This is a genomic window from Pseudoalteromonas sp. NS-SX12 (assembly GCF_057367955.1).
Window position 1 is genome coordinate 2,600,829 of sequence record NZ_CM170634.1, and the last position, 24,151, is coordinate 2,624,979.

Annotated in this window: 27 protein-coding genes and 1 tRNA gene; 16 read left to right on the forward strand and 12 right to left on the reverse strand. The window is 40.9% G+C overall.

The annotated features are described in order from the left end of the window. Window positions 1-13: 13 nt before the first annotated feature. Complete coding sequence (locus AC2IOM_RS12065) at window positions 14-841, forward strand: SDR family oxidoreductase (protein WP_486358503.1); 828 nt, start codon at window positions 14-16, stop codon at window positions 839-841. Window positions 842-1,121: 280 nt separating this feature from the next. Here the strand turns inward: AC2IOM_RS12065 and rplT are convergent, their stop codons facing one another. From rplT to thrS, 4 genes are all read right to left on the reverse strand, one after another. Beyond that, window positions 1,122-1,481, reverse strand: a complete 360-nt coding sequence (gene rplT, locus AC2IOM_RS12070; protein WP_010387194.1) for a 50S ribosomal protein L20 — start codon at window positions 1,479-1,481, stop codon at window positions 1,122-1,124. 15 nt (window positions 1,482-1,496) lie between these two features. Continuing rightward, a complete protein-coding gene (gene rpmI / locus AC2IOM_RS12075; protein ID WP_010560234.1) occupies window positions 1,497-1,697 on the reverse strand; it encodes a 50S ribosomal protein L35 in 201 nt (66 codons plus the stop codon). Window positions 1,698-1,867: 170 nt separating this feature from the next. Further along, window positions 1,868-2,425 (reverse strand): translation initiation factor IF-3, encoded by a 558-nt coding sequence (infC, locus tag AC2IOM_RS12080; RefSeq protein WP_010560235.1) that lies wholly within the window; start codon window positions 2,423-2,425, stop codon window positions 1,868-1,870. A gap of 62 nt (window positions 2,426-2,487) precedes the next feature. Further along, window positions 2,488-4,398, reverse strand: coding sequence for a threonine--tRNA ligase (thrS, locus tag AC2IOM_RS12085; RefSeq protein WP_010560236.1), 1,911 nt, complete (start codon window positions 4,396-4,398; stop codon window positions 2,488-2,490). Between the two features lie 232 nt (window positions 4,399-4,630). Between thrS and AC2IOM_RS12090 the strand changes: the two genes are divergently transcribed. Beyond that, the gene (locus tag AC2IOM_RS12090) at window positions 4,631-5,551 is read left to right on the forward strand and encodes an endonuclease/exonuclease/phosphatase family protein (protein WP_486358504.1); all 921 of its coding nucleotides are present in this window, start codon (window positions 4,631-4,633) and stop codon (window positions 5,549-5,551) included. A gap of 95 nt (window positions 5,552-5,646) precedes the next feature. Further along, on the forward strand, window positions 5,647-6,087 hold the full coding sequence (locus AC2IOM_RS12095; protein ID WP_105171482.1) for a DUF3010 family protein: 441 nt from the start codon (window positions 5,647-5,649) through the stop codon (window positions 6,085-6,087). Window positions 6,088-6,151: 64 nt separating this feature from the next. On the opposite strand, the gene AC2IOM_RS12100 is transcribed toward AC2IOM_RS12095, so the two are convergent. The 4 genes from AC2IOM_RS12100 to cobU form a co-directional block, all read right to left on the reverse strand. Beyond that, window positions 6,152-7,399 (reverse strand): amidohydrolase family protein, encoded by a 1,248-nt coding sequence (locus AC2IOM_RS12100; protein WP_486358505.1) that lies wholly within the window; start codon window positions 7,397-7,399, stop codon window positions 6,152-6,154. 11 nt (window positions 7,400-7,410) lie between these two features. Next, a complete protein-coding gene (locus tag AC2IOM_RS12105; protein WP_486358506.1) occupies window positions 7,411-8,793 on the reverse strand; it encodes an amidohydrolase in 1,383 nt (460 codons plus the stop codon). 106 nt (window positions 8,794-8,899) lie between these two features. Further along, window positions 8,900-9,499, reverse strand: a complete 600-nt coding sequence (locus tag AC2IOM_RS12110; protein ID WP_486358507.1) for a histidine phosphatase family protein — start codon at window positions 9,497-9,499, stop codon at window positions 8,900-8,902. Beyond that, on the reverse strand, window positions 9,480-10,004 hold the full coding sequence (gene cobU, locus AC2IOM_RS12115) for a bifunctional adenosylcobinamide kinase/adenosylcobinamide-phosphate guanylyltransferase (RefSeq protein WP_486358508.1): 525 nt from the start codon (window positions 10,002-10,004) through the stop codon (window positions 9,480-9,482). Before cobU ends, AC2IOM_RS12110 begins: the two co-directional genes overlap by 20 nt. Before the next feature lie 69 nt (window positions 10,005-10,073). On the opposite strand from cobU, the gene cobT reads away from it, so the two are divergent. The 4 genes from cobT (at window position 10,074) to AC2IOM_RS12135 (ending at window position 13,060) form a co-directional block, all read left to right on the forward strand. Beyond that, window positions 10,074-11,087, forward strand: coding sequence for a nicotinate-nucleotide--dimethylbenzimidazole phosphoribosyltransferase (gene cobT / locus AC2IOM_RS12120; protein ID WP_486358509.1), 1,014 nt, complete (start codon window positions 10,074-10,076; stop codon window positions 11,085-11,087). After that, on the forward strand, window positions 11,087-11,854 hold the full coding sequence (gene cobS / locus AC2IOM_RS12125) for an adenosylcobinamide-GDP ribazoletransferase (protein WP_486358510.1): 768 nt from the start codon (window positions 11,087-11,089) through the stop codon (window positions 11,852-11,854). Before cobT ends, cobS begins: the two co-directional genes overlap by 1 nt. Before the next feature lie 2 nt (window positions 11,855-11,856). Next, window positions 11,857-12,453 carry a cob(I)yrinic acid a,c-diamide adenosyltransferase gene (cobO, locus tag AC2IOM_RS12130; RefSeq protein ID WP_054980124.1) on the forward strand — a complete coding sequence of 199 codons (597 nt, stop codon included), beginning with the start codon at window positions 11,857-11,859 and terminating at the stop codon, window positions 12,451-12,453. A gap of 256 nt (window positions 12,454-12,709) precedes the next feature. Then, the gene (locus AC2IOM_RS12135) at window positions 12,710-13,060 is read left to right on the forward strand and encodes a DUF3718 domain-containing protein (protein WP_486358511.1); all 351 of its coding nucleotides are present in this window, start codon (window positions 12,710-12,712) and stop codon (window positions 13,058-13,060) included. A 94-nt stretch (window positions 13,061-13,154) separates the two neighbouring features. On the opposite strand, the gene AC2IOM_RS12140 is transcribed toward AC2IOM_RS12135, so the two are convergent. After that, window positions 13,155-13,859 carry a DUF445 domain-containing protein gene (locus AC2IOM_RS12140; RefSeq protein ID WP_486358512.1) on the reverse strand — a complete coding sequence of 235 codons (705 nt, stop codon included), beginning with the start codon at window positions 13,857-13,859 and terminating at the stop codon, window positions 13,155-13,157. 211 nt (window positions 13,860-14,070) lie between these two features. Between AC2IOM_RS12140 and AC2IOM_RS12145 the strand changes: the two genes are divergently transcribed. Then, on the forward strand, window positions 14,071-14,946 hold the full coding sequence (locus AC2IOM_RS12145; protein WP_486358513.1) for a fructosamine kinase family protein: 876 nt from the start codon (window positions 14,071-14,073) through the stop codon (window positions 14,944-14,946). A gap of 60 nt (window positions 14,947-15,006) precedes the next feature. After that, entirely contained in the window at window positions 15,007-15,210 is a 204-nt protein-coding gene (locus AC2IOM_RS12150) for a CPXCG motif-containing cysteine-rich protein (protein WP_054980128.1), read from the forward strand. A gap of 15 nt (window positions 15,211-15,225) precedes the next feature. Here AC2IOM_RS12150 and AC2IOM_RS12155 read toward each other — a convergent pair whose 3' ends face one another. Then, a complete protein-coding gene (locus AC2IOM_RS12155) occupies window positions 15,226-15,855 on the reverse strand; it encodes a riboflavin synthase (protein WP_010560250.1) in 630 nt (209 codons plus the stop codon). 66 nt (window positions 15,856-15,921) lie between these two features. On the opposite strand from AC2IOM_RS12155, the gene AC2IOM_RS12160 reads away from it, so the two are divergent. From AC2IOM_RS12160 to AC2IOM_RS12190, 7 genes are all read left to right on the forward strand, one after another. Further along, on the forward strand, window positions 15,922-17,277 hold the full coding sequence (locus AC2IOM_RS12160; RefSeq protein ID WP_336434901.1) for an MATE family efflux transporter: 1,356 nt from the start codon (window positions 15,922-15,924) through the stop codon (window positions 17,275-17,277). Continuing rightward, entirely contained in the window at window positions 17,249-18,262 is a 1,014-nt protein-coding gene (locus tag AC2IOM_RS12165; RefSeq protein ID WP_486358514.1) for a DUF3080 family protein, read from the forward strand. The genes AC2IOM_RS12160 and AC2IOM_RS12165 overlap by 29 nt, the downstream gene beginning before the upstream one ends. A gap of 182 nt (window positions 18,263-18,444) precedes the next feature. Then, window positions 18,445-18,521: transfer RNA gene (locus tag AC2IOM_RS12170), tRNA-Val, on the forward strand. A gap of 164 nt (window positions 18,522-18,685) precedes the next feature. Continuing rightward, a complete protein-coding gene (locus AC2IOM_RS12175) occupies window positions 18,686-19,798 on the forward strand; it encodes a hypothetical protein (RefSeq protein ID WP_486358515.1) in 1,113 nt (370 codons plus the stop codon). Beyond that, window positions 19,795-20,436 carry an LOG family protein gene (locus AC2IOM_RS12180; protein ID WP_010560254.1) on the forward strand — a complete coding sequence of 214 codons (642 nt, stop codon included), beginning with the start codon at window positions 19,795-19,797 and terminating at the stop codon, window positions 20,434-20,436. Before AC2IOM_RS12175 ends, AC2IOM_RS12180 begins: the two co-directional genes overlap by 4 nt. Before the next feature lie 21 nt (window positions 20,437-20,457). Next, the gene (aceK, locus tag AC2IOM_RS12185) at window positions 20,458-22,164 is read left to right on the forward strand and encodes a bifunctional isocitrate dehydrogenase kinase/phosphatase (RefSeq protein WP_010560255.1); all 1,707 of its coding nucleotides are present in this window, start codon (window positions 20,458-20,460) and stop codon (window positions 22,162-22,164) included. A 65-nt stretch (window positions 22,165-22,229) separates the two neighbouring features. Then, on the forward strand, window positions 22,230-23,171 hold the full coding sequence (locus AC2IOM_RS12190) for a LysR family transcriptional regulator (protein ID WP_486358516.1): 942 nt from the start codon (window positions 22,230-22,232) through the stop codon (window positions 23,169-23,171). A gap of 229 nt (window positions 23,172-23,400) precedes the next feature. On the opposite strand, the gene AC2IOM_RS12195 is transcribed toward AC2IOM_RS12190, so the two are convergent. Continuing rightward, entirely contained in the window at window positions 23,401-23,733 is a 333-nt protein-coding gene (locus AC2IOM_RS12195; RefSeq protein WP_486358517.1) for a membrane lipoprotein lipid attachment site-containing protein, read from the reverse strand. Between the two features lie 91 nt (window positions 23,734-23,824). Then, entirely contained in the window at window positions 23,825-24,103 is a 279-nt protein-coding gene (locus AC2IOM_RS12200; protein ID WP_486358518.1) for a hypothetical protein, read from the reverse strand. Window positions 24,104-24,151: the final 48 nt, after the last annotated feature.

The following is a 24,151-nucleotide window of genomic DNA, read 5'->3' on the forward strand; positions in this document are numbered from 1 at the left end:
AAAATCAGAACATATGACTAAAACAGTACTAATAACAGGTAGTTCAAGCGGCATTGGCTATTACTGTGCAAAAGCGCTCGTTGAGCGTGGCTATAAGGTCGTCGCAAGTTGCCGTAAATTAGAAGACGTTGCGCGCCTACAACAACAAGGTATTCACAGTGTCCAACTCGACCTTGCGAGTGAAGCCAGCATTGAAAGTGGGTATCGTCAAGCGCTCGATATTCTTGGTCATATTGATGTGCTATTTAATAACGGTGCATATGGTCAGCCGGGCGCAGTAGAAGACTTACCAACACATGCGCTGAGAACCCAATTTGAAACAAACTTATTCGGTTGGCACCATTTAACCTGCCTAGCCATAAAGCATATGCGTGAACGTGGCCAAGGCCGCATTATTCAAAATTCATCTGTGTTAGGTTTAGTCACTTTACCCTATCGTGGTGCCTATAATGCCAGTAAATTTGCACTAGAAGGCTTAACCGACACACTGCGCCAAGAGCTATCAGATACCAATATCCAGGTTAGTTTAATTGAGCCTGGGCCAATTGAATCGAAATTCCGTGATAATGCGTTAGCCGCATTTTTTAGTGCTGAGATTGACGCTGAAAATAGCGCCCACTATGAAAACTATTTAAAACAACAAGCGCGCCTTGAAGTAAAAGGCAAAGCACAGCCATTTACACTTGGCCCAGAAGCCGTTTATAAAAAGTTACTGCATGCAATCGAAGCTAAATGTGCAAAGCCACGTTACTATGTGACCTTCCCTACCTATTTATTTGGCTATTTAAAGCGTATTTTATCGACCCGCTTAATGGACAGCATTTTAACCAAGTCGAGATAGGGTTTCGGGTTCAGGATTCAGGATTCAGGATTCAGGATTCAGGCGAATTGTAAGCACAATAATATCGGGAATATTATTGAACAGTGATACTGGCCTAGAGGGTGTAAGGCAGGATGCCTGAAGTAACCGAAGTCTTGCAGTGCAATGAGGTGAGGTCAATGGTGACCGATGTAACCCAACTTCATGGATGAATTGCTAAAAACAATTCCTCATCAAGTACTAAGCATTAAAAAAGGGAGCATAAGCTCCCTTTAAATCTGTAAAGCGTTTTAATCAAAGATTAAGCAGCTAGACCTTCTTTTGCTTTAGCAACTAGTGCTGCGAAAGCTACTTGGTCGTATACAGCGATATCTGCAAGGATCTTACGATCGATTTCAACAGATGACTTCTTAAGACCGTTAATGAAACGGCTGTAAGATAGACCGTTCTGACGTGCTGCCGCGTTGATACGTGCAATCCATAATTGACGGAAAGTACGTTTCTTAGCGCGACGGTCGCGGTAAGCGTATTGACCTGCTTTAGTTACTGCTTGGAACGCTACGCGATAAACACGTGAACGTGCTCCGTAGTAACCTTTAGCTTGCTTTAAAACTTTCTTGTGACGTGCACGTGCGATAACACCGCGTTTAACTCTTGCCATGACTAAAAACCCCTATTAAGCGAATGGTAACATACGGTTGATAAGGCCGATATCGTTCTTATGAACCATAGCCTTAGGACGTAAGTGAAGCTTACGCTTAGAAGATTTCTTAGTCAGAATGTGACGTAAGTGCGCTTGTTTACGCTTGAAACCGCCTGAAGCAGTCTTTTTGAAGCGCTTTGCAGCACCTCTGTGGCTTTTTAATTTATAGCCCATTGCAATAACTCCAATTGATATTGCTTTAATATTCAGCAAGTAGGCGGAATTTACATTCACTTTTCAGGCCTAACTTACTACCAATTACCGGTGGAACAAAGTTCACTTTAACCGGCTAAACAAGGTGGAGGCTAAAAGCCTCACTTTATACCTAGTTTATCTGTTCACCATTACTTTTTAGCAATTGGTGATAACATCATAATCATTTGACGGCCTTCCACTTTTTTAGGGAAAGACTCAACTTGAGCGATGTCTTGTAAATCGTCTTTAATGCGGTTTAATAAATCAATACCGATTTCTTGGTGCGCCATTTCACGACCACGGAAACGAATAGTAACTTTTGCTTTATCGCCCGCTTCTAAGAACTTAGTTAAATTGCGTAATTTAACTTGATAATCACCGATGTCAGTACCTGGACGGAATTTAATTTCCTTAATCTGGATCTGCTTCTGCTTTTTCTTTTGTTCTTTTTGTGCTTTGCTTTTTTCAAAGATGAACTTACCGAAATCCATCACTTTACAAACAGGTGGCTCTGCATTTGGGCTAATTTCAACTAAATCAACACCGGCAGCATCTGCTTTATCAAATGCTTCTTGCAGGCTAACTACGCCTAATGGCTCACCTTCAAAGCCGACTAAACGGACTTCTTTTGCTGTAATTTCTTCGTTGATACGATTTTTTTGAGCCGCTGGGCCCTTTTTTCCGCCTCTAATGGTTCGTTCCTCCACGAAATACCAAGATTAAAAACAAGGTGCGTAATGTACATTATTTATACACACCTTGCACTATTTTATTTTCTATTTTTAACTTCTTCAGCAAGCTTAGCAATAAAGTCATCAACTGATAACTTGCCAAGGTCTTCACCAGTACGTGTTCTAACTGCTAGTTCTTGTTGTTCTACTTCTTTATCACCAACAACTAGTAAATACGGAATACGTTTTAAAGTATGCTCGCGAATTTTAAAGCCTATCTTCTCATTTCTCAAGTCAGCACAGGCTCTAAATCCAAGATTATTCAATTTTTCTACAACTTCTGTAACATATTCAGACTGTTTATCGGTAATATTCATTACCACAACCTGTTTTGGTGCCAACCAAGTTGGGAATAATCCCGCATATTCTTCAGTTAAAATACCAATGAAACGCTCAATTGAACCTAAAATCGCACGGTGGATCATCACTGGCGTTTTACGTTCGTTATTTTCTGCAACATAAGTTGCACCTAAACGACCTGGTAATGCAAAGTCTAACTGAACCGTACCACATTGCCACGCACGCTCTAAGCAGTCGTATAATGTGAATTCAATTTTCGGACCGTAGAATGCACCTTCACCTGGTAGGTATTCAAATTCAATACCATTTGCATCAAGTGCATCAGCCAGTGCTTTTTCTGACTTGTCCCACATTTCATCTTCACCAATGCGCTTTTCCGGGCGCGTTGATAGTTTTACCACGATTTTTTCGAAGCCAAATGTTTCGTACGTGTCGTATACCATTTTGATACACGATGACACTTCTTCCATTACCTGCTCTTCTGTACAGAAAACGTGTGCATCATCTTGGGTAAAGCCACGTACACGCATTAGGCCATGTAGTGCACCCGATGGTTCGTTACGGTGACAACAACCAAATTCAGCCATACGAAGTGGTAAATCACGGTATGATTTTAAACCTTGGTTAAAGATTTGAACGTGGCCTGGGCAGTTCATAGGCTTAATCGCATATTCGCGCTTTTCAGATTCAGTGGTAAACATCGCATCGCCATATTTATCCCAGTGACCTGATTTTTCCCAAAGTACACGGTCCATCATTAATGGGCCTTTTACTTCTTCGTACTTATATTCGCGCAGTTTCTCACGGACAAAGTCTTCTAGCTCGCGGTAAATGCTCCAGCCGTCATTGTGCCAAAACACCATGCCTGGCGCTTCTTCTTGCCAGTGCCATAAGTCAAGTGCTTTACCAATTTTACGGTGATCACGTTTTTCTGCTTCTTCAAGACGCTTTAAATACGCTTTTAATTGTTTTTTATCTGCCCACGCTGTGCCATAAACACGTTGTAGCATTTTGTTGTCTGAATCACCGCGCCAATAAGCACCAGCCACTTTCATAATTTTAAAGTGCTGACAGAACTTCATATTAGGTACGTGTGGACCACGACACATATCAATGTATTCTTCGTGGTGGTATAAACCCGGCGTGTCATCACGGCTGATGTTTTCGTCTAAGATTTCCATCTTATACGTTTCGCCACGCGCTTCAAATGCATCGCGCGCTTCTTGCCAAGTAACAACTTTTTTAACAACGTCGTAATTTGTTTTCGCAAGTTCTAACATACGCTTTTCTAGTTTTTCTAGATCTTCCGCTGTTAATGAGTGCTCCATATCGATGTCGTAGTAAAAACCGTTGTCGATTGTTGGACCAATCGCCATTTTAACATCTGGGTAAAGCTGCTTAATTGCATGACCTAACAGGTGAGCACATGAGTGACGGATAATTTCTAAACCATCGTCATCTTTTGCGGTAATGATTTCCAGCTGGCTGTCTTCGGTGATTAGCTGGCATGCGTCTACACGCTCGCCATTAATGCGACCAGCGATGGTTGCTTTAGCTAAACCAGGGCCGATGTCTAGTGCAACGTCTAATACAGAAACAGGATTATCAAATGCTCGCTGTGAGCCATCTGGAAGAGTAATAATTGGCATGTTTTGTCCTTGCTACAGTGGTGATGCCTACAATGCATCACATGCAGTTAATAAATTGAGTCCAGCATTCAAAACACTTTTACAATAAGTGTGGTTACTTAAATACTCGGCTCATGAAAGTAAAACAGTTATTTTAACTAGCAAATTATGAATTACAAGGAGAAACCGAGCCGATTGACTAATTTTCCAAATCACACATACTTAGGGGTAATCAGCAAGCGAAGTAAAGACAATGTCACTGACCATAGCCTCTCTAAATTTATGCAATTACTGCAAGCCACCTTACAGCTTTTATGACTTCGAATCGACCTACACTAAAGCACAATGGCAGCAAAAAGAAGCATGGCTGAGTCAATTGTTATTAAACACCCGCCCCGATGTCATTTGTTTTCAAGAAGTGTTCTCTGTATGCGCATTAACTGAACTAATCGCCCAATGCGGGCTTCCCCACTTTGCTATTTGCGATGAACCTGCGATTGATGAGCACAACCCTTATTTATATAAACGTCCAATTGTTTTAATTGCATCGCGATTTCCAATTACCAGTGTCAGGCGCATTGATGTGCCGCCATTTTTAAAAATGTCGGCGCTGTCGCGTGAAATTATTAATTGTGAAATCACTCACCCTGAATATGGCCATATTCGGTTGTACGGCACACATTTAAAATCAAAGCGCGCAACCGATATCGCCGACGAACTGCCTAACGCAGACGAAATATCACCTGTCGCAATTGCCCATATTGGCCGAATACTATCTGATAAACAACGTGCCGATGAAGCCATGGCACTGTATTTTGATTTTATTAGTCAGCAACTTAAACACCCGCTTCCCAGTTTTATTATGGGAGATTTTAATCAACAAGCGGTGCAATCGAACTTAGCATTTTTTACCGAAGAAACTGAATTTAAACAAGACCTTGATGGCGATTTAAAACTACTCGACAGCTTTTATTTGAGCCAATTACAAACCCGTAAACCGACTCACTATTATTATGGCAAAGGCAGTGTGCTCGACTACATCGTTTGCCCTGAATCGATTTTAAGTGAATTAAATTTGAGTACACTTGATTTCAAGGTGCAAGACGAGCACATCAGCCAAGACGAAATTAACGTAACAACCGACCATGCAATGGTCTGTATTACCCTTTCCTAACAGCGCCATTAATCATGGTAATTTATCTGAACACACTAATGTTATTTATAAGGCCTGTGGTAAACTAGCGAAAATTTTTAGTTAGGAATGCCCCAATGAGAACATGTGGTGTTGAAATTAAAGGCTCTGAAGCCTTAATTTGTGTATTAGCAAAAGACAACGACGTATTTGATATTCGTGATGTGCGCCAAACACGTTTTGTATTACCAAAAAGCGATGATGCTGAAGAAATCCGTAAATTCCAGTTCGACTTTGCAAAACTAATGCAAGATTACCAAGTTGATAGCATCGCCATCAAAGAACGCCAACAAAAAGGTAAATTTGCGGGCAGCCCACAAGGCTTTAAAATTGAAGCGGCACTGCAATTGATTGACGATATGCGTGTGGTATTACTTAATCCAACGGCAATGAAAGAACAGCTGAAGAAAAACCCGTTGCCAATTGATTTTGAAGATACCGGCCTTAAAAAGTTTCAAGAAACGGCCTTTGTTACAGCCTACATAGACTTAACGCACCGTACTTATAATAAAGCTTAAGTAAAAAAGGCGCCAATTGGCGCCTTTTTTGTATTTACTGAGTATTACTAAACAATAAATTAAGTTACTTAGTGTAAGCACGTGGCATATTGGTTTCAGCCATATAGCGGTCACGTAATTTATCGTGACGCGACTCAGTCGATACTTCAACACCATTAATCATCACTTTTTCAAGTGTAGTACTGAACTCAAATGGGTCTGCCGACCATACAGCTAAATCTGCAGCCTTGCCAACTTCAATGCTACCTGCATCTTCAATATTAAAGATGTCAGCAACATTACTCGTAATCGCTTTCAGTGCACCTTCTCGGCTCATGCCATTGGCAATTGCATTACCTGCGTCATAACGCAGTTGATACACATTGTGACTGCTATCGCCTGCAATAGTAAGTGCCACCAGCACGCCGGCTTTTTCTAACTCGCCTGCTGTTTCAAGTGACGCATTTAACGAATCAAAATCACCCGGTAAATTTGCCATCGCACTTAAAATAACAGGTATCTTAGCTGCCGCCAGTTCCGCTTTGATTGGCAATGCATCTTCCGCGCCTGAAATCACTAAATCGATACCAAAGCGCTCTTTCACTTTAATTAGCTCAAGCATGTCTTGTGCACGTGATACACGCACAACAACAGGTTTTTCACCGTTTAATGCCGCTGTTAATAGCTTTTCTTTTTTAGAAGGCTCTGCTTTATCGTCTTTTTTGTCAGATTTTTTTGCTTTCGCAATTTTCGTTTGCTGCTCTTCAAGCGAATCGATAAATTCGCTTAAAGACGCTGCACGTGAACCATCTTTAGTACCGCCTAAATTAACAATAATCGCATTTTGGCTATCAACCACACTTGTACCAAACTCGCCGCTTAAATTAACCGTTGAGCTTAAACCAACAAATGGACTTTCACCCCAACTTGGCGCAATAACATCACGGGTGATCCCGCCTTTACGTGCATACGCAATGAGTGTTGATTTTGGGTTAAATGCAAGTGATGGATCAAAGGTAATGCCACCTTTTTTCTCGTTGCCATCACGCGATGAAGCAACGGCGCCAACTTCCACTAAACCAAGTTGGTTCATGCTGCCAATAAAACCAGGCGTTACAATTTTACCCTGTGCATCAATAATCATATCTGCGGTTGCTGCGTCAGTAGTAATGGCCTTGATTTTGCCGTCTTCAATGATCACACTACCATTTTTAATAACACCTTGCTCAGATGCAGTATGGATTTGTGCGTTAATAATTGCAGTTGTTTGCGCCATTGCGCCTGCTGAACTTAACACCGCTGCAGCAAGTAAGGTCTGTTTAAATAATTTCATCACTGTATTCCTTATTGCTGGCCTAACATAAAGTCGCTTTTCGCTTGGTATTTATCATCGTTTCGGTCATATACTTTTGCGCCGTCGATAAATACTTGCTCTGCCTGTGCGTAAACACTAAATGGACTTTGATTCCAAATAACAACATCTGCTTGCTTGCCCGCTTCTAGGCTACCCACTTTATCTTCAACACCCAGCGATTTCGCTGCGTTTTGCGTGATCCAACGAATTGCGTGCTCTTCTTTAATATCAAAACCGTTTTCATTGGCGCGGTACATTACTTTTGCCGCTTCTTGGTTTAGACGCTGAATTGTTGTGTCAGAATCTGAGTGAACGATGGCACATGAATTTTTAACTGCATCAACAATGGCAATGTTTTCTTGCACCATGTCGTAAGCTTCCATCTTAAAGCCCCACCAATCAGGCCAAAGTGCTGCACAGCTGCCATTATCTGCTAGTAAGTCTGCAATTTTGTATGCTTCAATACCGTGGTGGAAAGTACCTGCGTGGTAACCAAATTCTTTCGATAGGTCAATCATCATCGCCATTTCTTCTGCTTTGTAGCAGTGGTTATGGATCATGATCTCGCCATCTAAAACGCCACGTAGTGTATCTAGTTTGATATCACGCTCAGGTGCATCAACGGTTAAGCCTAACTTATGCTCGCGATCGTATTTTTCCCAAGCAAGTTTGTATTCTGTTGCCTCAGCCCATGCGCTGCGATAGCCAGCCATGTTACCCATACGTGTTGCTGGTGACTCTTTGCGGCTACCATATACGCGTTTCGGGTTCTCACCACATGCCATTTTTAAACCATAAGGTGCATCTGGGAATTTCATTGCTTGCATGGTGTGCGATGGCACGTTTTTAAGCGTTACGCCGCGGCCGCCAAATAAATTAGCGGAGCCTGGTAAAATTTGCAGTGATGTAATACCACCAGCACGGGCAGTATTAAAACCAGGATCTTGTGGCCAGATTGAGTGTTCAACCCATACGTAAGCGGTATTCGGGCTAGTCATTTCATTGCCGTCTTGGTGCGATTCAACCGACGGGCTTGGGTAGGCACCTAAATGCGAATGTACATCAATAATACCCGGAGTAACCCACTTGCCATTGGCGTCAATTACGCGTGCACTTGGATGACTTAAGTTTTCGCCTACTTTTGAAATTTGGCCATTTAAAATCAATACATCTGCATTATCAAGACGTTCGCCAGTACCTGTTAATACGGTAGCATTCTTAATCAGTAATTCTGTACTTTCATAAGGTTGATAAGTACTCGGGTATGGATTTTTGTTAATTGAAACGTGCTCACCTTGTGGTGCTTGTTTATTACAAGCTGCCAGCCCCAGTGACATAGCAACAACTAACGCAGAAGGGATAAATCTTTGCATTATTGTTATTCTCCGAAAAAATACTGCTCAAATGTAGCGAATAAAAGCCGCAATTGCACATTTTTACGGTAAACACCCGCTTATTTGCTATAAACAAATGTAAACGCTACAAATGTAATCGGTAAAAATAGTCGCCCTTGTCATTTATCACGCTAATCTTTAACAAACTAGCGTAGGCTAAATCAATGGATTGCTGAAACTGCCCATCGGATTGTTGTACGCCGAGTACTAACTGAAGAATTTCGCGCATCACGCCAGCGTGACTTACCAATAACAGATTCTTTCCTTGATACTGCTGACAGACAAATTTAAACGCTGTGGTTACACGTTGATTAAACGCCACCATGGTTTCACCATTAGGAGGCGATACCGAATACGGCGATTTAAAAAATGCCATAATTTGGCTGTTATGGTGCTCAAATAATTCGCTAAATGGTTTGCCATCCCAATCGCCAAAATTCATTTCAGCAAAATCACTCATTGTTTCAAAACTGAGATTTTTGTCATCGGCGTAGGTTTTTGCAAAATGGCAACAACGCTTAAGTGGCGAACTAATAACGGCATCGATAGTTAGCCCATCGCTTGCCTGCTGCATTTGTGAAAACCCGTGTTCGGTGATAGCAAAATCCGTCAATCCACGTAAGCATTTATCACCCTCTGGCAATCCATGCCGTAGTAAGTAAATATTAGTCGTGTTTGAGCTCATGTGGGATCCCAGCAATGGTAAACGTAACCGTGCTTGCAATGCGCGCAACATCTTGATTTAACCAACCTTGCTCATCGGCAAATTGGCGCGCTAATGCATTATCGGGGGTTATAGAAAAACCCACTTCATTACTTACCATAATCACAGTATGTTTAGTGCGCGTTAACCAATCAAGAAAGCGTTGCTTTTCTTCTTGCCAATCAATTTGTTGATAATACAAACAGTTATTTAGCCAAACCGTTAAGCAATCAATCAATATAATGCAAGGTTCTTCAACTGCATTCAATGAGTCAACAAGTTTGGGACCGCTTTCAATGGTTTGCCACTGCTTAGGGCGCGTGTGTTTGTGGCGCTCGATACGGCTTTTCATTTCATCGTCAAATGCTTGAGCAGTTGCGATATAAACAACCGAAAGTCCTAACTGAGTTGCGTATTCTTGTGCTGTTTGTTCGGCATAACGGGATTTACCGGAACGCACACCACCAATTACTAAATTTTTCTTCATTAAAAGCAAAAGCCCTTGTTCCTACTGGGTTTGTCACGCACAATAACTAAAAAATATTTGGAAATCCAGATGTCTATCAGTAACAATATTGCCGACACAATTCAAAACACTATTAACGGTAAGATTAAACCGTTAGGCTCGCTTGGCAAAATAGAACAACTTGCAGCGCAAATCGCTACGCTACAACTTACCCCACATAGTGCAAATTCATTATCTATTCTTAACCCTACGTTACTTGTGTTTGCTGGCGACCATGGTATTGCTAAACACAATATTAGCATTGCCCCAAGTGACGTTACCACGCTGATGGTGAGTTGCTTTTTAAACGGACAAGCTGCGATCAATAGCTTTATAAAGTCAACAAATTGGCAATTAAAGGTCGTCGATTGCGGTATTCAGACCCAATTACCAACGCATAATAATTTAATAAACGCGCGCTTAGGTAATGTTTGTGGTGATATAAGCGTAGAGCCCGCTTTAACTGAAACACAGTTCGATGAAGCTCGCTTGCATAGTGAAAAGTTGCTACAACAGCTAGATACTAATCTAATAGCCTTTGGCGAAATGGGGATCGGTAATACCAGTCCAGCAAGTGCTATATTTGCAAAACTATTTAAGCTACCTGTAGAAAATGTGGTTGGACATGGCACTGGCATTGACCAGCAACAATTTAACAACAAACGTTCGCTTATAAGTAAGGCGGTTAACCGTGTAGACAGCGACCAGCCGCTCGAAATTTTGCGCCAGCTAGGTAGTTTTGAGATTGCTACCATGACCTTTACCATGCTGGAAGCTTCTAAACACAACAAATTAATATTGGTTGATGGATTTATTGTAACAAGCGCAGCGGCTATTGCTCTGGCAATCAAACCAAGTATTAGAACTAATTTAGTATTTGCCCATAAATCAAACGAATCCGCACATGGCCAAATGTTAGACAAATTAACGGTAGAGCCATTACTTGATCTTTCTTTAAGGCTAGGAGAAGGCACTGGCGCCGTACTTTGCCTAGGGTTAATTGAGGCAGCGGTTAACTTTTACAATGAGATGGCCAGTTTTGAAGATTTGGGAATTTCCTTGTAATGACGCTACAACATGAAATCGCGTTATTTAAGTTAGCGCTCAGCTTTTTAACGCGTATTCCCATTCATATAGACGACTACAGTGATGACAAACTCAACAAGGCGTCTGGTTATTTTCCACTAGTTGGCGTATTTATTGGGTGTTTACTCGGGTTATGTGTTTACCTTTTACAACTCGTGTTGCCAATTAGCGTATCGGTTGTGCTTGTAATAATAATTGGTTTATTACTTACGGGCGGTTTTCATGAAGATGGCCTAGCAGATGTTGCCGATGGCTTTGGCGGTGCATTCGATGCCCATAGAAAACTGGAAATAATGAAAGACTCACGCCTTGGCACCTATGGTACACTTGCTCTGATTTCGCTGTTTGCAATCAAGTATCAAACACTCGTTGCAACAAGTCATATTGTCATGGCATTAATCGCAGCACATGGTATTAGCCGTGCATTTGCCACCAGTATTATTGGCACATGCCCATATGTCACAGAAGACACCACAAGCAAAGTAAAACCAATTGCCAAACACTTGCCAAGCAGCGCTCAGAACCGTTTATGGCTTAGCTTTTGTGTACTATGTGCTGTGTTATTTTTGTATGGCATGAGTTTACTACAGCTTATAGCACTCATTGTGACCTGTTTCGCGGTTCGCAGCGTACTTATCGCTTGGTTTAAAAAACACATTAATGGCTATACCGGAGATTGTTTGGGCGCGGCTCAGCAAATTTTCGAAGTATTGATATATTGCTTAGTTTTATTATTTTTGGAATAACAATGTCAGATAAATTTGAACAACATCAAAAGCGTCAAGAAAAAATCAAAAAAGCGGTCGATGAGAAAGTTGCCAAAGCAACCATAGAAAAAGGACTATTTCTCGTTATCACTGGTAATGGCAAAGGAAAGTCGACCAGTGCATTTGGCACGGTTGCACGTGCTGTAGGTCATGGGCAAAAAGCAGCAGTAGCACAATTTGTTAAAGGCGGCTGGGAGTGTGGTGAGCGCAATTTACTTGAAAATGCCGGCGCCACATTTTTTGTTATGTCGACAGGCTTCACTTGGGAAACGCAAAACCGAGAATCAGACACACAAGCCGCGCAAGCTGTATGGCAAGACATCAAACAGTGTTTATCAGATGACACCATAGATTTGGTCGTACTTGATGAAATCACCTACATGATTAATTACGACTATATTGACCTTGATGACGTATTAATGGCAATTGCTAACCGCCCAAAAGAGCAATCCGTGATTGTGACCGGTCGCGCAGCGCACCGTAAATTAGAAGAGCTCGCTGACACTGTCTCTGAAGTACGTAATGTTAAACATGCATTTGATAACGGGGTTAAAGCGCGTAAAGGTATCGATTGGTAAATTCACACAAAGCGACGTGTAATTACTTCAGCAATGAAAAAAGTTAAAAAATAATTTCAGCTATTTATTGCAAATGTCACATATTAACGCCATGAAAAGTGGCGTTTTTTATGCGCTAATGACACATTTGAAATACTCTTTTACACCCTGTCACGTTAGGTTAACAGCATTTTTTCGAGTTTCAGCGACTATATAAGTACGTTCAATTGAAAACGTGAACACTTACTTTAATTAATGTTGGAATGAGGAATTTAACATGAAAGTTTTAGCAGCAGCACTTATTAGCACCACCCTTTTCGCTTCAGTAAACGCATCTGCAGATACACAATTTGTCGCAGCAGATAATTCGCCGGGTACTGCGCTTTGTATGGCAATGACAACAAACAAACCGCTTAAACTACATCGTGAACTTAAAGAAACTTATCTTAAAAAGCATTCACTGGCGGATAAACTAACTTGTAATGATATGTCGCTGGCGAAATTTGCAAATACATATGGCCTTAACCGCACTGGCAAATATTTAAATTTAGAAGTTAAAACATCAACCAGTATTCAAGACTTAGCGATGGCGAAAAAGCAAATCGTCTATGTTTCAGGCAGCAAGTAACCTTAACATGGTGTTTGGATAATGACGGGAATAAGACAAGAAAACGGAGGCTCACCCTCCGTTTTACGTAATTCTTTTTAATAGATAATCGGCTTTAAATAAAATGAGCAATTAAGCCAAATAAACCACCGAATACCCCACCCCAAACAACCAACCAGCCTAAGTGTTCTTTAATAAGGTTTTGAATAAGCTCTTTTACAAGTTCAGGCGTTAATTCGGTTAAACGTGCCTCAATAATCGCTTCAATTTTCGACTGGAGCTTTTCTGCACTGGTGTTAGATGTTAGCTGAGCTTGCACAGTTTTATGGAATACTTCAGAACTACTGATCTCAATAAGTGATGACTGCATTTTTTCAATAAATGGCTGTTTCATTGGTTCAAGTACTGCTGTACCACCAAACATACCAAGCATCGCGCCAAACTGTGAGTTTTCAACCACGTCTACCAACGAGTCAAACGCTGGGTTTAAATCGGTATTTTCAATGATCGGCGTGAAATCGATGCCGTTCTCACTATTATCCAACTCTGCTGACATTAGCTTATTAATATTTTCTTGAGTAAAGAACTGCGACATAAATAAGCGCTTAATGGCTAATTTAATCTGTTCAAACTGATTTGGAATAACACCCGAACCGTAAAGACCGGGTACTTTTTCAAATAACATGTGCACAGCAAGCCAGTTTGTTAACGCGCCTGATAACGCAAATAAACCAATGCTAAGTAACCACGGTAAAGACAATACAAAACCCGCCACTGTTAACACCACAGCGACAAGATTGGTGATAGCGTGCTTGTTCAACTAACCCTCCAAATTCCAGCTAAACCCAAATCGCCGCTATTTTAAAGTTTGGGTTTGGCTAGAAGCAAGGGCAAAAAGCCGAATTTCTTCTTATTTTATGTGCTTTTTTGTAAACGGTGCTCAAAAATAATGAGCCTTGACTATAGTTAGTTTGTTGCTCAACTGTGTGCTTGCGCCATTAGCAAACTAAATTGCTGCGAAGGACTTAATTATGTGGAACGCCCTAATCACCGAACTGTCAAAAACCCTACATTGTAACCTCGCTATATCGAACAAAATTCAACTGTCGAACTCTGGAGATGACCTGCTTTATAAACTTTCAGATGATAAACAGAGTTTTTTTGTTAAAGTCGCAAGTAAAGACAAACTCGATAACTTTGAACAAGAACGCATTGGTTTAAACACCCTTACCAAAGAAAGCACTTTTTACGTTGCCGATTCGCTGCTTGTCGGTCAAAGTAATGAGTTTGCCTACCATGTAATTGAATGGCTTGATTTAGATGACGGCAGAGAAACTGATTGGTATCACTTTGGTGTGACATTAGCTGAACTTCATAAAAAACATCAACAACAAATGTTTGGCTTTGATTTAGATAACTACATAGGTTTAACTGCTCAGCCCAATGAGTGGCATAAAAAATGGGATACCTTTTTTGCCGAACAGCGAATTGGGTTTCAACTGCAACTGCTGGCGGAAAAACGCGTTCATTTGGTGGATATTGACCGCTTTGTCGATTTAATAAAGCAAATACTGCATACCCATCATTGTCAGCCATCATTACTGCATGGTGATTTATGGCGTGGCAATGTAGGCTTTTGCCAACACAAACCGAGCGTGTTTGACCCAGCATGCTATTATGGCGACCGCGAAGCCGACGTTGCCATGACCGAGCTGTTTGGCAAATTTCACCATGATTTTTATGTTGGCTATCAAGATACCTATCCACTGCCCGAAACTTACCAAGAAAGAAAGCATATTTATAACTTGTACCACCTGCTTAATCATGGAAATATTTTTGGTAATCAATATATTGAAGATGCACATATGCAGGTCGTTAAAATCCAGCAACGATATGGTCTAGACTAGCGGGTAAAATTAAGGTTTTCGACTACACTTTAACAAGTGTCTTTATTGTTGGAAACTGCTATGAGAGACCATAAATTTCAACGGATCACTTGCCCGCATTGTGGCAATCATGTCGATGTAGAACTTGATACAACACTCGGCGACCAAGAATACTACGAAGACTGTGCAGCCTGTTGCAATCCTATCCATTTAAATATGCACATAGATAGGATTTACAACAAAGTGGAGCTCAGTGTCGACAGTGATGACGAACAAGTTTTTTAAACCTTTCGGCAGCAATTAGAGACCTTTCGCTTTCATATAACGTTCGATGGTTTCAACAATAGTATAGGTTTGTTGGTCAACTTCGATATTAAATTCGCTACCAATGTGTGCAAGGCCCAAATTGGTTACTTCTAGCGTTTCTGGAATTAGGTGTAGATAAAATCCGTTGTGAGTAACTTCGCCAACCGTTAAGCTGCAGCCGTTTACACTAATAAAGCCTTTGTAGTTAATGTATTTGAGCCATTTTTCTGGTAACGACAGAAACATTGCGCAGTTATCTTGCTCACGTTCAATACGCGTTAGCTTTGCAACGGTGTGGATATGCCCAGAGACGATATGTCCGCCCAACTCAGTCCCAAAGGTAACCGAGCGTTCAAAGTTTACTTTTTCGCCTTGTTTTAATTTACCTAAGTTGGTGAGCTTCAAGGTTTCGTCGATCACATCAAAATGCACTTGGCCAACTACGTCTTTATGACCGAGCTCGTATTCCACCACAGTAAGACAACAACCATTGATTGAAATGCTCGCACCAATGTCCAAATGATTTAAATATGCGTTGGGAGTAGACAAAACTAGGCGCATAATTTCACCACTTTTGGAAACAGATACCACCGACGCCTTTGTTTGTACAATACCAGTAAACATTTAATTCCTATCTATCTCTACATTCAGTAAACTACGATTTTCCTTATTTTGCTAGAATGCGCAAGTATGACCTTTAATGTTTTTGAAGCGAGATTTATTCTTCGCTTGGCTATCCCTGTTTTTATTGCCCAAGTTACCATGATTCTAATGGGCGTTGTGGATACCGTAATGGCGGGACAAGTAAGTGCCTATGATTTAGCAGCGCTTGCCATTGCGTTGGGTATTTGGAACCCAGTTCTACTGACACTACTAGGTGTCTTATTAGCTTTAACGGGTATGGTGGCGCAAAACTTCGGGGCAAAGAAGCTATTTGCAATTCGCCATGATATGTATCAAGGGTTTTACTTAGCTTTGGTGCTTGCTGCACTTGGTTTAGCGCTCATATTCTTTGTTGATATTCCGCTTTCTTATATCAAAATGGAACCGGAAGTAGCAGGTCTTGCTCTTGGTTATATTAGCTATGTTAAATGGGGCTTACTGGGCTTTTTAATTTACAATGTACTTCGCTGTGTCTGCGAAGGTATGGCATACACCAAGCCTGCGGTTTACATTGCCGCAATTGGCTTAGCAATTAATATTCCCGCCAACTATATTTTCATTCACGGTAAGTTCGGTATCGACGCCTATGGCAGTGCTGGCTGCGGAATCGCCACAGCTATTGTGTATTGGTCAATGGCGTTCAGTTTGTTTATTTATATGCTGTATTCAAAACGCCTAAAAGGTCGTTTTCTATTTTCTCGCGCAATTAAACCACACTTTGCTACACAGCTGACGATTACCAAGCTTGGCACACCCATTGCGCTTGCACACTTTTTTGAAGTAACGCTATTTGCCTGTATTCCACTCTTTATTGCACCACTTGGGGCTATTGCGGTGTCAGGTCACCAAGTGGCAGCAAGTGTATCAACGGTATTATTTATGATCCCATTAAGCCTTGCGCTCGCCATTTGCATTCGAGTTGGTAATCTTACCGGACAAAAAAACTATGCCGCAGTAAAAAATACCGTATCAACTAGTTTATTATTAGCATTGATGATTTCAACTCTAGTAGCGCTTATTACGTTCTTGTCACGCAGCGTGATCGGTAGTGTGTACAGTGATAATAGCGAAGTAATCGCCCTCGCCAGCGCGATTTTAATTTTGGCGTGTTTTTATCAATTACCCGATGCCCTGCAAGTCGCTGCAACAGGTATTTTACGTGGCTTAAAGTACACCGCACCTATTTCGTATATTACGTTTATATCGTACTGGTTAATCGGTTTTAGTTTAGGTTACGTATTAGCATTAACTGATTTAATTGTTGAGCCTATGGGACCAGAAGGCTTTTGGCTCGGCATTATTGTTGGGTTATCAACCGCAGCCGTTTTATTAATTTATACCGTGAGGAAACGCCTTGCTAACGCGCCATTTAATAACGCTTAGTACCAAAACCTTAATTATTTTAATACTAGCTGGGTGCTCAAAGGCACCTAGCGAGATTAATTTAGATTATCACGCACGCTTAAATACGCAGCTCACGTTACCCGAGCTTACCCCCTATCAAGACAGTAAAAAGTTGGTCATGCCAACCTTTTCCAATATCGATGCCAGCACTATTGGCATTCTACAACTCAATAAGTTACAACACTGCCAATTAGGTCAATTGATTGCTGAGCGCAATTCACAGCTGGGGAAAGTCAGCGGTCCAAGCAGCGAATTTGTATATAACGTGCGTTTTATCCAAATGGTGCCTAATTGTGTTGCGACACTTAACGACGCTGAGCTTACAAAGCAGCTCAACGAAGTAAAACAACAAAAAGCCGACTTGCTGTTTACCTATTGGGAAAAAATGCTGTTTTTAGACAAGCAACTTGCCTCGCTTTATTTACCTGTATCTTATTCACTGCTCGATGTTAACCAAACACAAAAGCAACACACGCTTAATACCTTAAATTATTTAGCGAGCGTTAAAAGCGCGTTGGTAAATCAAGAATTTAACCAAATAAACAGCGCTGAATTAGAAGCGCATTTAGCAACACTTTTTAAAAACAGCTATTTGCCAAGTTTGTTACGAGCTTTGTACGAACAAATTTTTATACTGCAGCAGCAAAATAAAGCGCTCGAATCAGTATCATTTAGCGACATTTGTAAAACCGGACATAACAATAAAAGCGCCACCGTACTCACAAATATTTTTAGCAAATTTTATGGCAGCAAAATACAAGGCTATCACAACGATCTGTTGCAGGAATATATGCAAGTAAAGCCTGCATTACTTGGCCTTTGGCAAAATCAGTACCATCAGCCTTACAAAAGTGATTTAAAAATTCATCCGCTTTCGCTCGATACCAGCCTTAAGCACTATTCAGTTACGCATGTTACTTGGTGGCAACAACTGTATAAACGCTGCAACATTCAACCAGGCTAAGCCCGATGTTCTTTTGTAGTTGAGTTGGCGTCGTCTTAGACTGACGCTCACTATCTACATTCGTCTAACATGAATATAAAAGAACACTGCAAACTGCATATAAATCCATCAGTTAAACGCGTTTGGTGAAAATTCTGCTTGTGCAACAAAAAATTCTATGTAGAATGCGAACCATAAATAGAGGGTCTGTAGCTCAGTTGGTTAGAGCGCCACGTTGACATCGTGGAGGTCGGTGATTCGAATTCACTCAGACCCACCATTTACTTCCAAAATATCTTCTCCCTTAAATATTCATTGTTTCTAATTTAATTTTACGTTCATAAGTTTCTTCTATTAGCTTCAGCATCTATGCGTTTTTCTAGCTTCTCACTTTTGAAATCAGTAAACTGGCATCTATCACTTAGCTTACTTATTGATGTTTAAATGAAGTTTAATGTTCTACTTTCTTTTCTAGTGTGCGCTATATACTCAACTCACCTGTTAGCCAATGCTTTTTCAATTAGCAAACAAACGCCGCCAACAAGCCTTAAAATTAATACTGACAGCGATAAACTTTGTCAGGTTGCAGATAATACCCTTGCCTATCGTGCACTGGGTAACGCATACGATCCCGCGGTGATCCATGCAAATAAACTTTCGCAATTTGGGATTACTGAAAAAGACATCGAACGAACGCTTAAATCACTGTGTGAATTTGCCAAACACGATGATATGAATAAGACCCATCAGCTGACAAACTTTGAGTTTCTAACGAAACATTATGATTTCTATCGTATTAGTTCAGACACAAAACATGCGAAAAAACTAAGTAACAAAAAGCCATTACTTAAAAACCTCACCGCCGATAAAGTGTTAATGACAAAATACTATGTGCATTTAGCGAGCGGCAGTGACAGCAAAACAAGCGAAACACCGTTTCCACTCTATGCGCTGCCGTTTGATGAACACCATTTATCACTAGAAGAAGCAAATACACAAAAACACCTAACGCGATTCAAATACGGTAAACAAGCTATTTTAGGTGGTGTGATTGACGCCAAAAAGCTAGCAAAACCGCTTGTTTATTTGTCACGAGAAGATTTAGAGTCAGCACTGTTACAAGGTACTATCGTTGTTGATATTAAGGGACAGCAGCGTGTTTACAATGTGCATCGCAATAACGACATTGCCTACGACCGAGCAATTAAGCCATATTTACAAAATCGTTACTGGTACTTTAAACAAGTGGATGGCATTTTAGGCTATGGCAAAGACGCAGACCATAAAATTGAAGTATTACCGGAAGTAACGTTTGCGGGAGATATTTATCAACTCGGGCTGGGCGCATTAGTTTTTGCGCAATTTGATTTTAAAAGTCATAGCGAATACCGAATGGCAGTGATGGCCGATACCGGTGGCGCGTTTGAAAATAACTTGTATCAGCTAGACTATTTAGCAGGCAGTTACCCAGGCATTGACGCCTATTACGATGCAAACCGACATATGCCGGATTATATTGACGCGTGGTTTATGGTGTTAAAAGGAGATGCACAATGATCGATGATTTAAAGGGTGACGAATCATGGCGCATGTTTCGTATTATCAGTGAGTTTGCCGATGGGTTTGATAAATTATCAGATACAGGCCCTGCCATCTCTATTTTTGGCTCAGCACGCTTAGAGCCAAGCGATACGTACTATCAAGCAACCGTCGATATTGCCAAACGCTTTGTAGAAGAAGGGTTTGCGGTAATTTCTGGCGGTGGTCCTGGGATCATGGAAGCAGCCAATCGCGGTGCAACAAACGGCAAAAGCATTGGCCTAAACATTGAACTGCCACACGAACAAGTGCCTAACCCATACCAAAATCAACCTCTTGATTTTCGTTATTTTTTTACCCGTAAAGTGATGTTTTTAAAATACTCTATGGGCTATATTTGTATGCCTGGTGGCTTTGGTACACTCGATGAAACATTTGAATCACTTACGCTACTGCAAACTGGCCGCATTTCAAAAATGCCTATCGTGCTATTTGGCTCAGAATTTTGGCAAGGGCTGGTTGATTGGATGCAAGCACAGCTAGTTAAAAAAGGATTGATTGACCAAAGTGACTTTTCGTTGTTCACTGTAACCGATGATATCGAAGAAGCGGTGGCGATTATTGTTAAACACGCTCGGGGTCGTCAACAACCATAATAACAATAAAGGGATATAAAAATGCAGTTGAGCCAGGTTATTGCTAACTTAATTTTAAAAGGGTTTAGCCATCACTATTCATTGTTTCAAGGATTAACCTCGCAAGCTCAAGTGCATTTTGCCAATGCCGATTGGCAATCAATGCAGCGTATTAGCGCTGAGCGCATTAGTTACTACGACAAGCGCGTAAATGAATGTATTGAAAAGTTAAAACGCCGCATTGATGCCTCGCATATCGATACCGAATTATGGCTTGCCACGAAAGCCGAGTATACCGATTTACTGAGTTTTCACCCACAGGCCGAGCTGGCTGAAACCTTTTTTAACTCTGTATTTTGCCGCTTATACCACCGCAAATATTTTAATAACGACTTTATTTTTGTTGAAAGTACTTTAACCGCACCACTGGTACCGGTTGAAGAAGAATACAAAAGCTTTTTTCCTGTCGTCGATGGCCTTTTACCCACCATTAAACAAATATTCGCCCAATTCGATTTAAAAGCACCGTTTATCGACCTTGAATCAGATATAAAAAATATTGTTAAAGCCTTTGTTAAGCAAGCCCCTAATGTAAACTCGCGCAACCACCAAATGCGCTTTGATATATTGAAAGCACCGTTTTATCGCAACAAAGCAGCTTACATTGTCGGCCGTATTGTTAGTAAAAATGGCGTACAGCCGTTTATTATTCCTATTTTGCACAAAAAAAATAAAGGGCTGTATATTGATGCCGTGCTAACAAATTCAATCCAAATGCGGGTAGTGTTTGGCTTTGCTCGGGCGTACTTTATGGTCAATACTCGCTCGCCCTCAGGTGTTGTAAGCTTTTTAAATCAGCTTATGCCGAACCGCACACCCGCTGAGCTGTACAACGCCATTGGTTTTCATAAACAAGGTAAAAGTGAGTTTTATCGCGAGTTTTTAAATCATTTAGCCTCATGCAAAGAAGATTTCGAAGTAGCCGCAGGTACTCCTGGCATGGTTATGGAAGTATTTACCCACCCTACTTTTCCGTATGTATTTAAAGTTATTCGCGATAAATTTGGTGATGGTAAACCCTTTGGCAGACGCACCGTACTTGAACGATATCAATTGGTAAAACAACACGATAAAGTCGGACGCATGGCCGATACCATTGAATTCTCAGATGTTGCCTTTCCAATTTCACGCTTTCCAGAGCCTTTGTTAAACCGGCTAAAGAAATCAATTGCCGGTTCACTCGAATTTGACGGTGACTTATTAATCATTAAGCATCTTTACATTGAAAGGCGTATGACACCGCTTAATTTGTTTTTACAAGATGCCAACGAGCAAGATAAACGTCATGTAATGGGCGAATATGGCCAAGCACTTAAAGAGATGATGTCGGCCAATATTTTCCCAGGCGATATGCTGTTAAAGAACTTTGGTGTAACTAAGCACAAACGCGTTATTTTCTATGACTATGACGAAGTGCAGTATTTAACCGATATGAATTTCCGCGATTTACCTAAATCCGACGGTTATTTTGATTACCCCGATGCCTATTCAGTTGCGCCACAAGATGTCTTTATTGAACAACTCACCACGTTTGTTACCACAGATCCACATATAAAAGCCTTGCTGCTCGACCAACACCCTGAACTCAGTACCGCAAGTTTCTGGCGTGATGAACAACAAAAAATTAAACAAGGCATAAGTACAGATATTTACCCTTACCCCGAAAGTCTAAGATTTAAATTACGATAACATCTTGTTATTTATTCATTCGTTTATTAAAGTCTTTTATAAAATACTTTAGCCACATAAATAAAATGAATATTAGTAAAGTCGATTTAAACCTTTTGGTGTATTTAGATACCCTGCTAAGAGAATGTAATGTGACGCGTGCAGCAAATCAGTTAAACATTACACAACCCGCTATGAGTAACGGTTTAAAACGCCTGCGAGCACTGTTAAACGACCCAATCTTGGTGAGAACCAGTGATGGTATGGTGCCGACTGAACGCGCTAAAGAATTACAACCTGTGATCCGCGGGGTATTATTAACCCTTGAAGAAACACTGCAGCCTAACCGCGATTTCGAACCAGCAAGCAGTAATCGCGTGTTTCGTATCATGGCCAGCGACTACGCTGCAAGCACCCTCGCGCCTATGTTATTAAACCGCTTACAATCCTTAGCCCCTGATACAACGCTCGATATTGTTACGCCAAGCGACGTAACCTTTCACGACGTAGAAAATGGCAAAGTGGATATGGCGATTAACCGGTTTGATAATTTACCGCAATCATTCCACCAAAAGCGTATATGGAAAGACAGTTTTTCGTGCGTGGTGAACGCCAACAATCCCGTATTAGAAAACTACAGTTTAGATGCATACTTAAAAGCCCGTCATATTTGGGTTAGTAAAACAGGTTTTGGTGTGGGTGTGGGCATGGATCCTGCCGATGTACAAAAACTTGGCTGGGTTGATGAAGCACTTGCTCATTTTGGTAAACACCGCAATATTGCATCATTTACCCGTAATTACCATGTGGCTATCCACCTTGCTAAAGCACAAAACCTAATCGCCACGCTACCAACCAAAGTAGCTAAAATTTATGAAAGTGATAACGCGCTAAAAATAGTCGAGCCACCGTTCCCTATTCCACCGTTTGAACTCGATATGATTTGGAGTCCATTATTACACCGCGATGCAAGCCATATTTGGCTGCGCCAACAAATTGCCGATGTAGCAGAAACGCTTGCAAGCTAACTGACGCCGTTTATAACGTATAAAAAAGCCGACAAACAGTGTCGGCTTTTTTAATCAGAGCTGGGATTATACCAATTCACTTAAATAGCAGCCTATCCTAGCGGACTAAATATCATGCTAACTGCGTTAGAATTTATCAATTTAAAACAACTACATAAGAAAAATTCTGCCTTGTTACCATTTCATTTATCCAGCGCTATCCCTGATCTCATACTTAACAGAATTGGTATTATTCTTCACGTTTAGTGAGCTTAACACCATCGACTGTCATGACCCACTGATCGTTTTCAATCGAAGGTGGCTCTGTTACATCGAATGTAGTCGTTAAAAATCCTATACCTACAATAAAATCATCACCTTGAAACTCTTTAAGTGGCCCATTAACCTCAGTGCTACCACCGCCCTTCAGGCGCTTATAAGATACTGTGCCGTCAGGCAAGATTAGCAAATACATTTCTTTACTCGACCACTCCCCCGCATACGATAATCTATCGTCCGGTAACGGTTCGCTACATGCACTTAAAAACACTAAAGCAAAAATAACCAATAATGATTTTTTCATATTCCCTCACAAAAACTAAAACAAAATAAACGTAAATAAAATTAGGTGATAATGAGCATTTTATAACAAGCTTACAGTGACCATAAGACTTTTATAACTTAGAGTCTGACGCATTCGTTTCAAGTAAACGATAAATGGCATACAGATAGAAACACGGATAAAACCCACCAATAAATAACACTAAGCTGCTCGAACTAAGTAAATCAGTAAACGTAAGTGCCTTAATATCCTGCTTAAGTGATATTTGGTCAAACATCAGCCAAAGGGCAAAAAATAGTAAAGCGAAATGAAGAAGCGAAAATGCGATAACGCGCAATTTAGACTTGGCAATTGAGTGCGACCATGTCGCAGGGTGTGATGCTAAACTCATAAACAATCCTTTGTTTTTTAGCATTGTAAAACAAAAACGGCTGCAGAT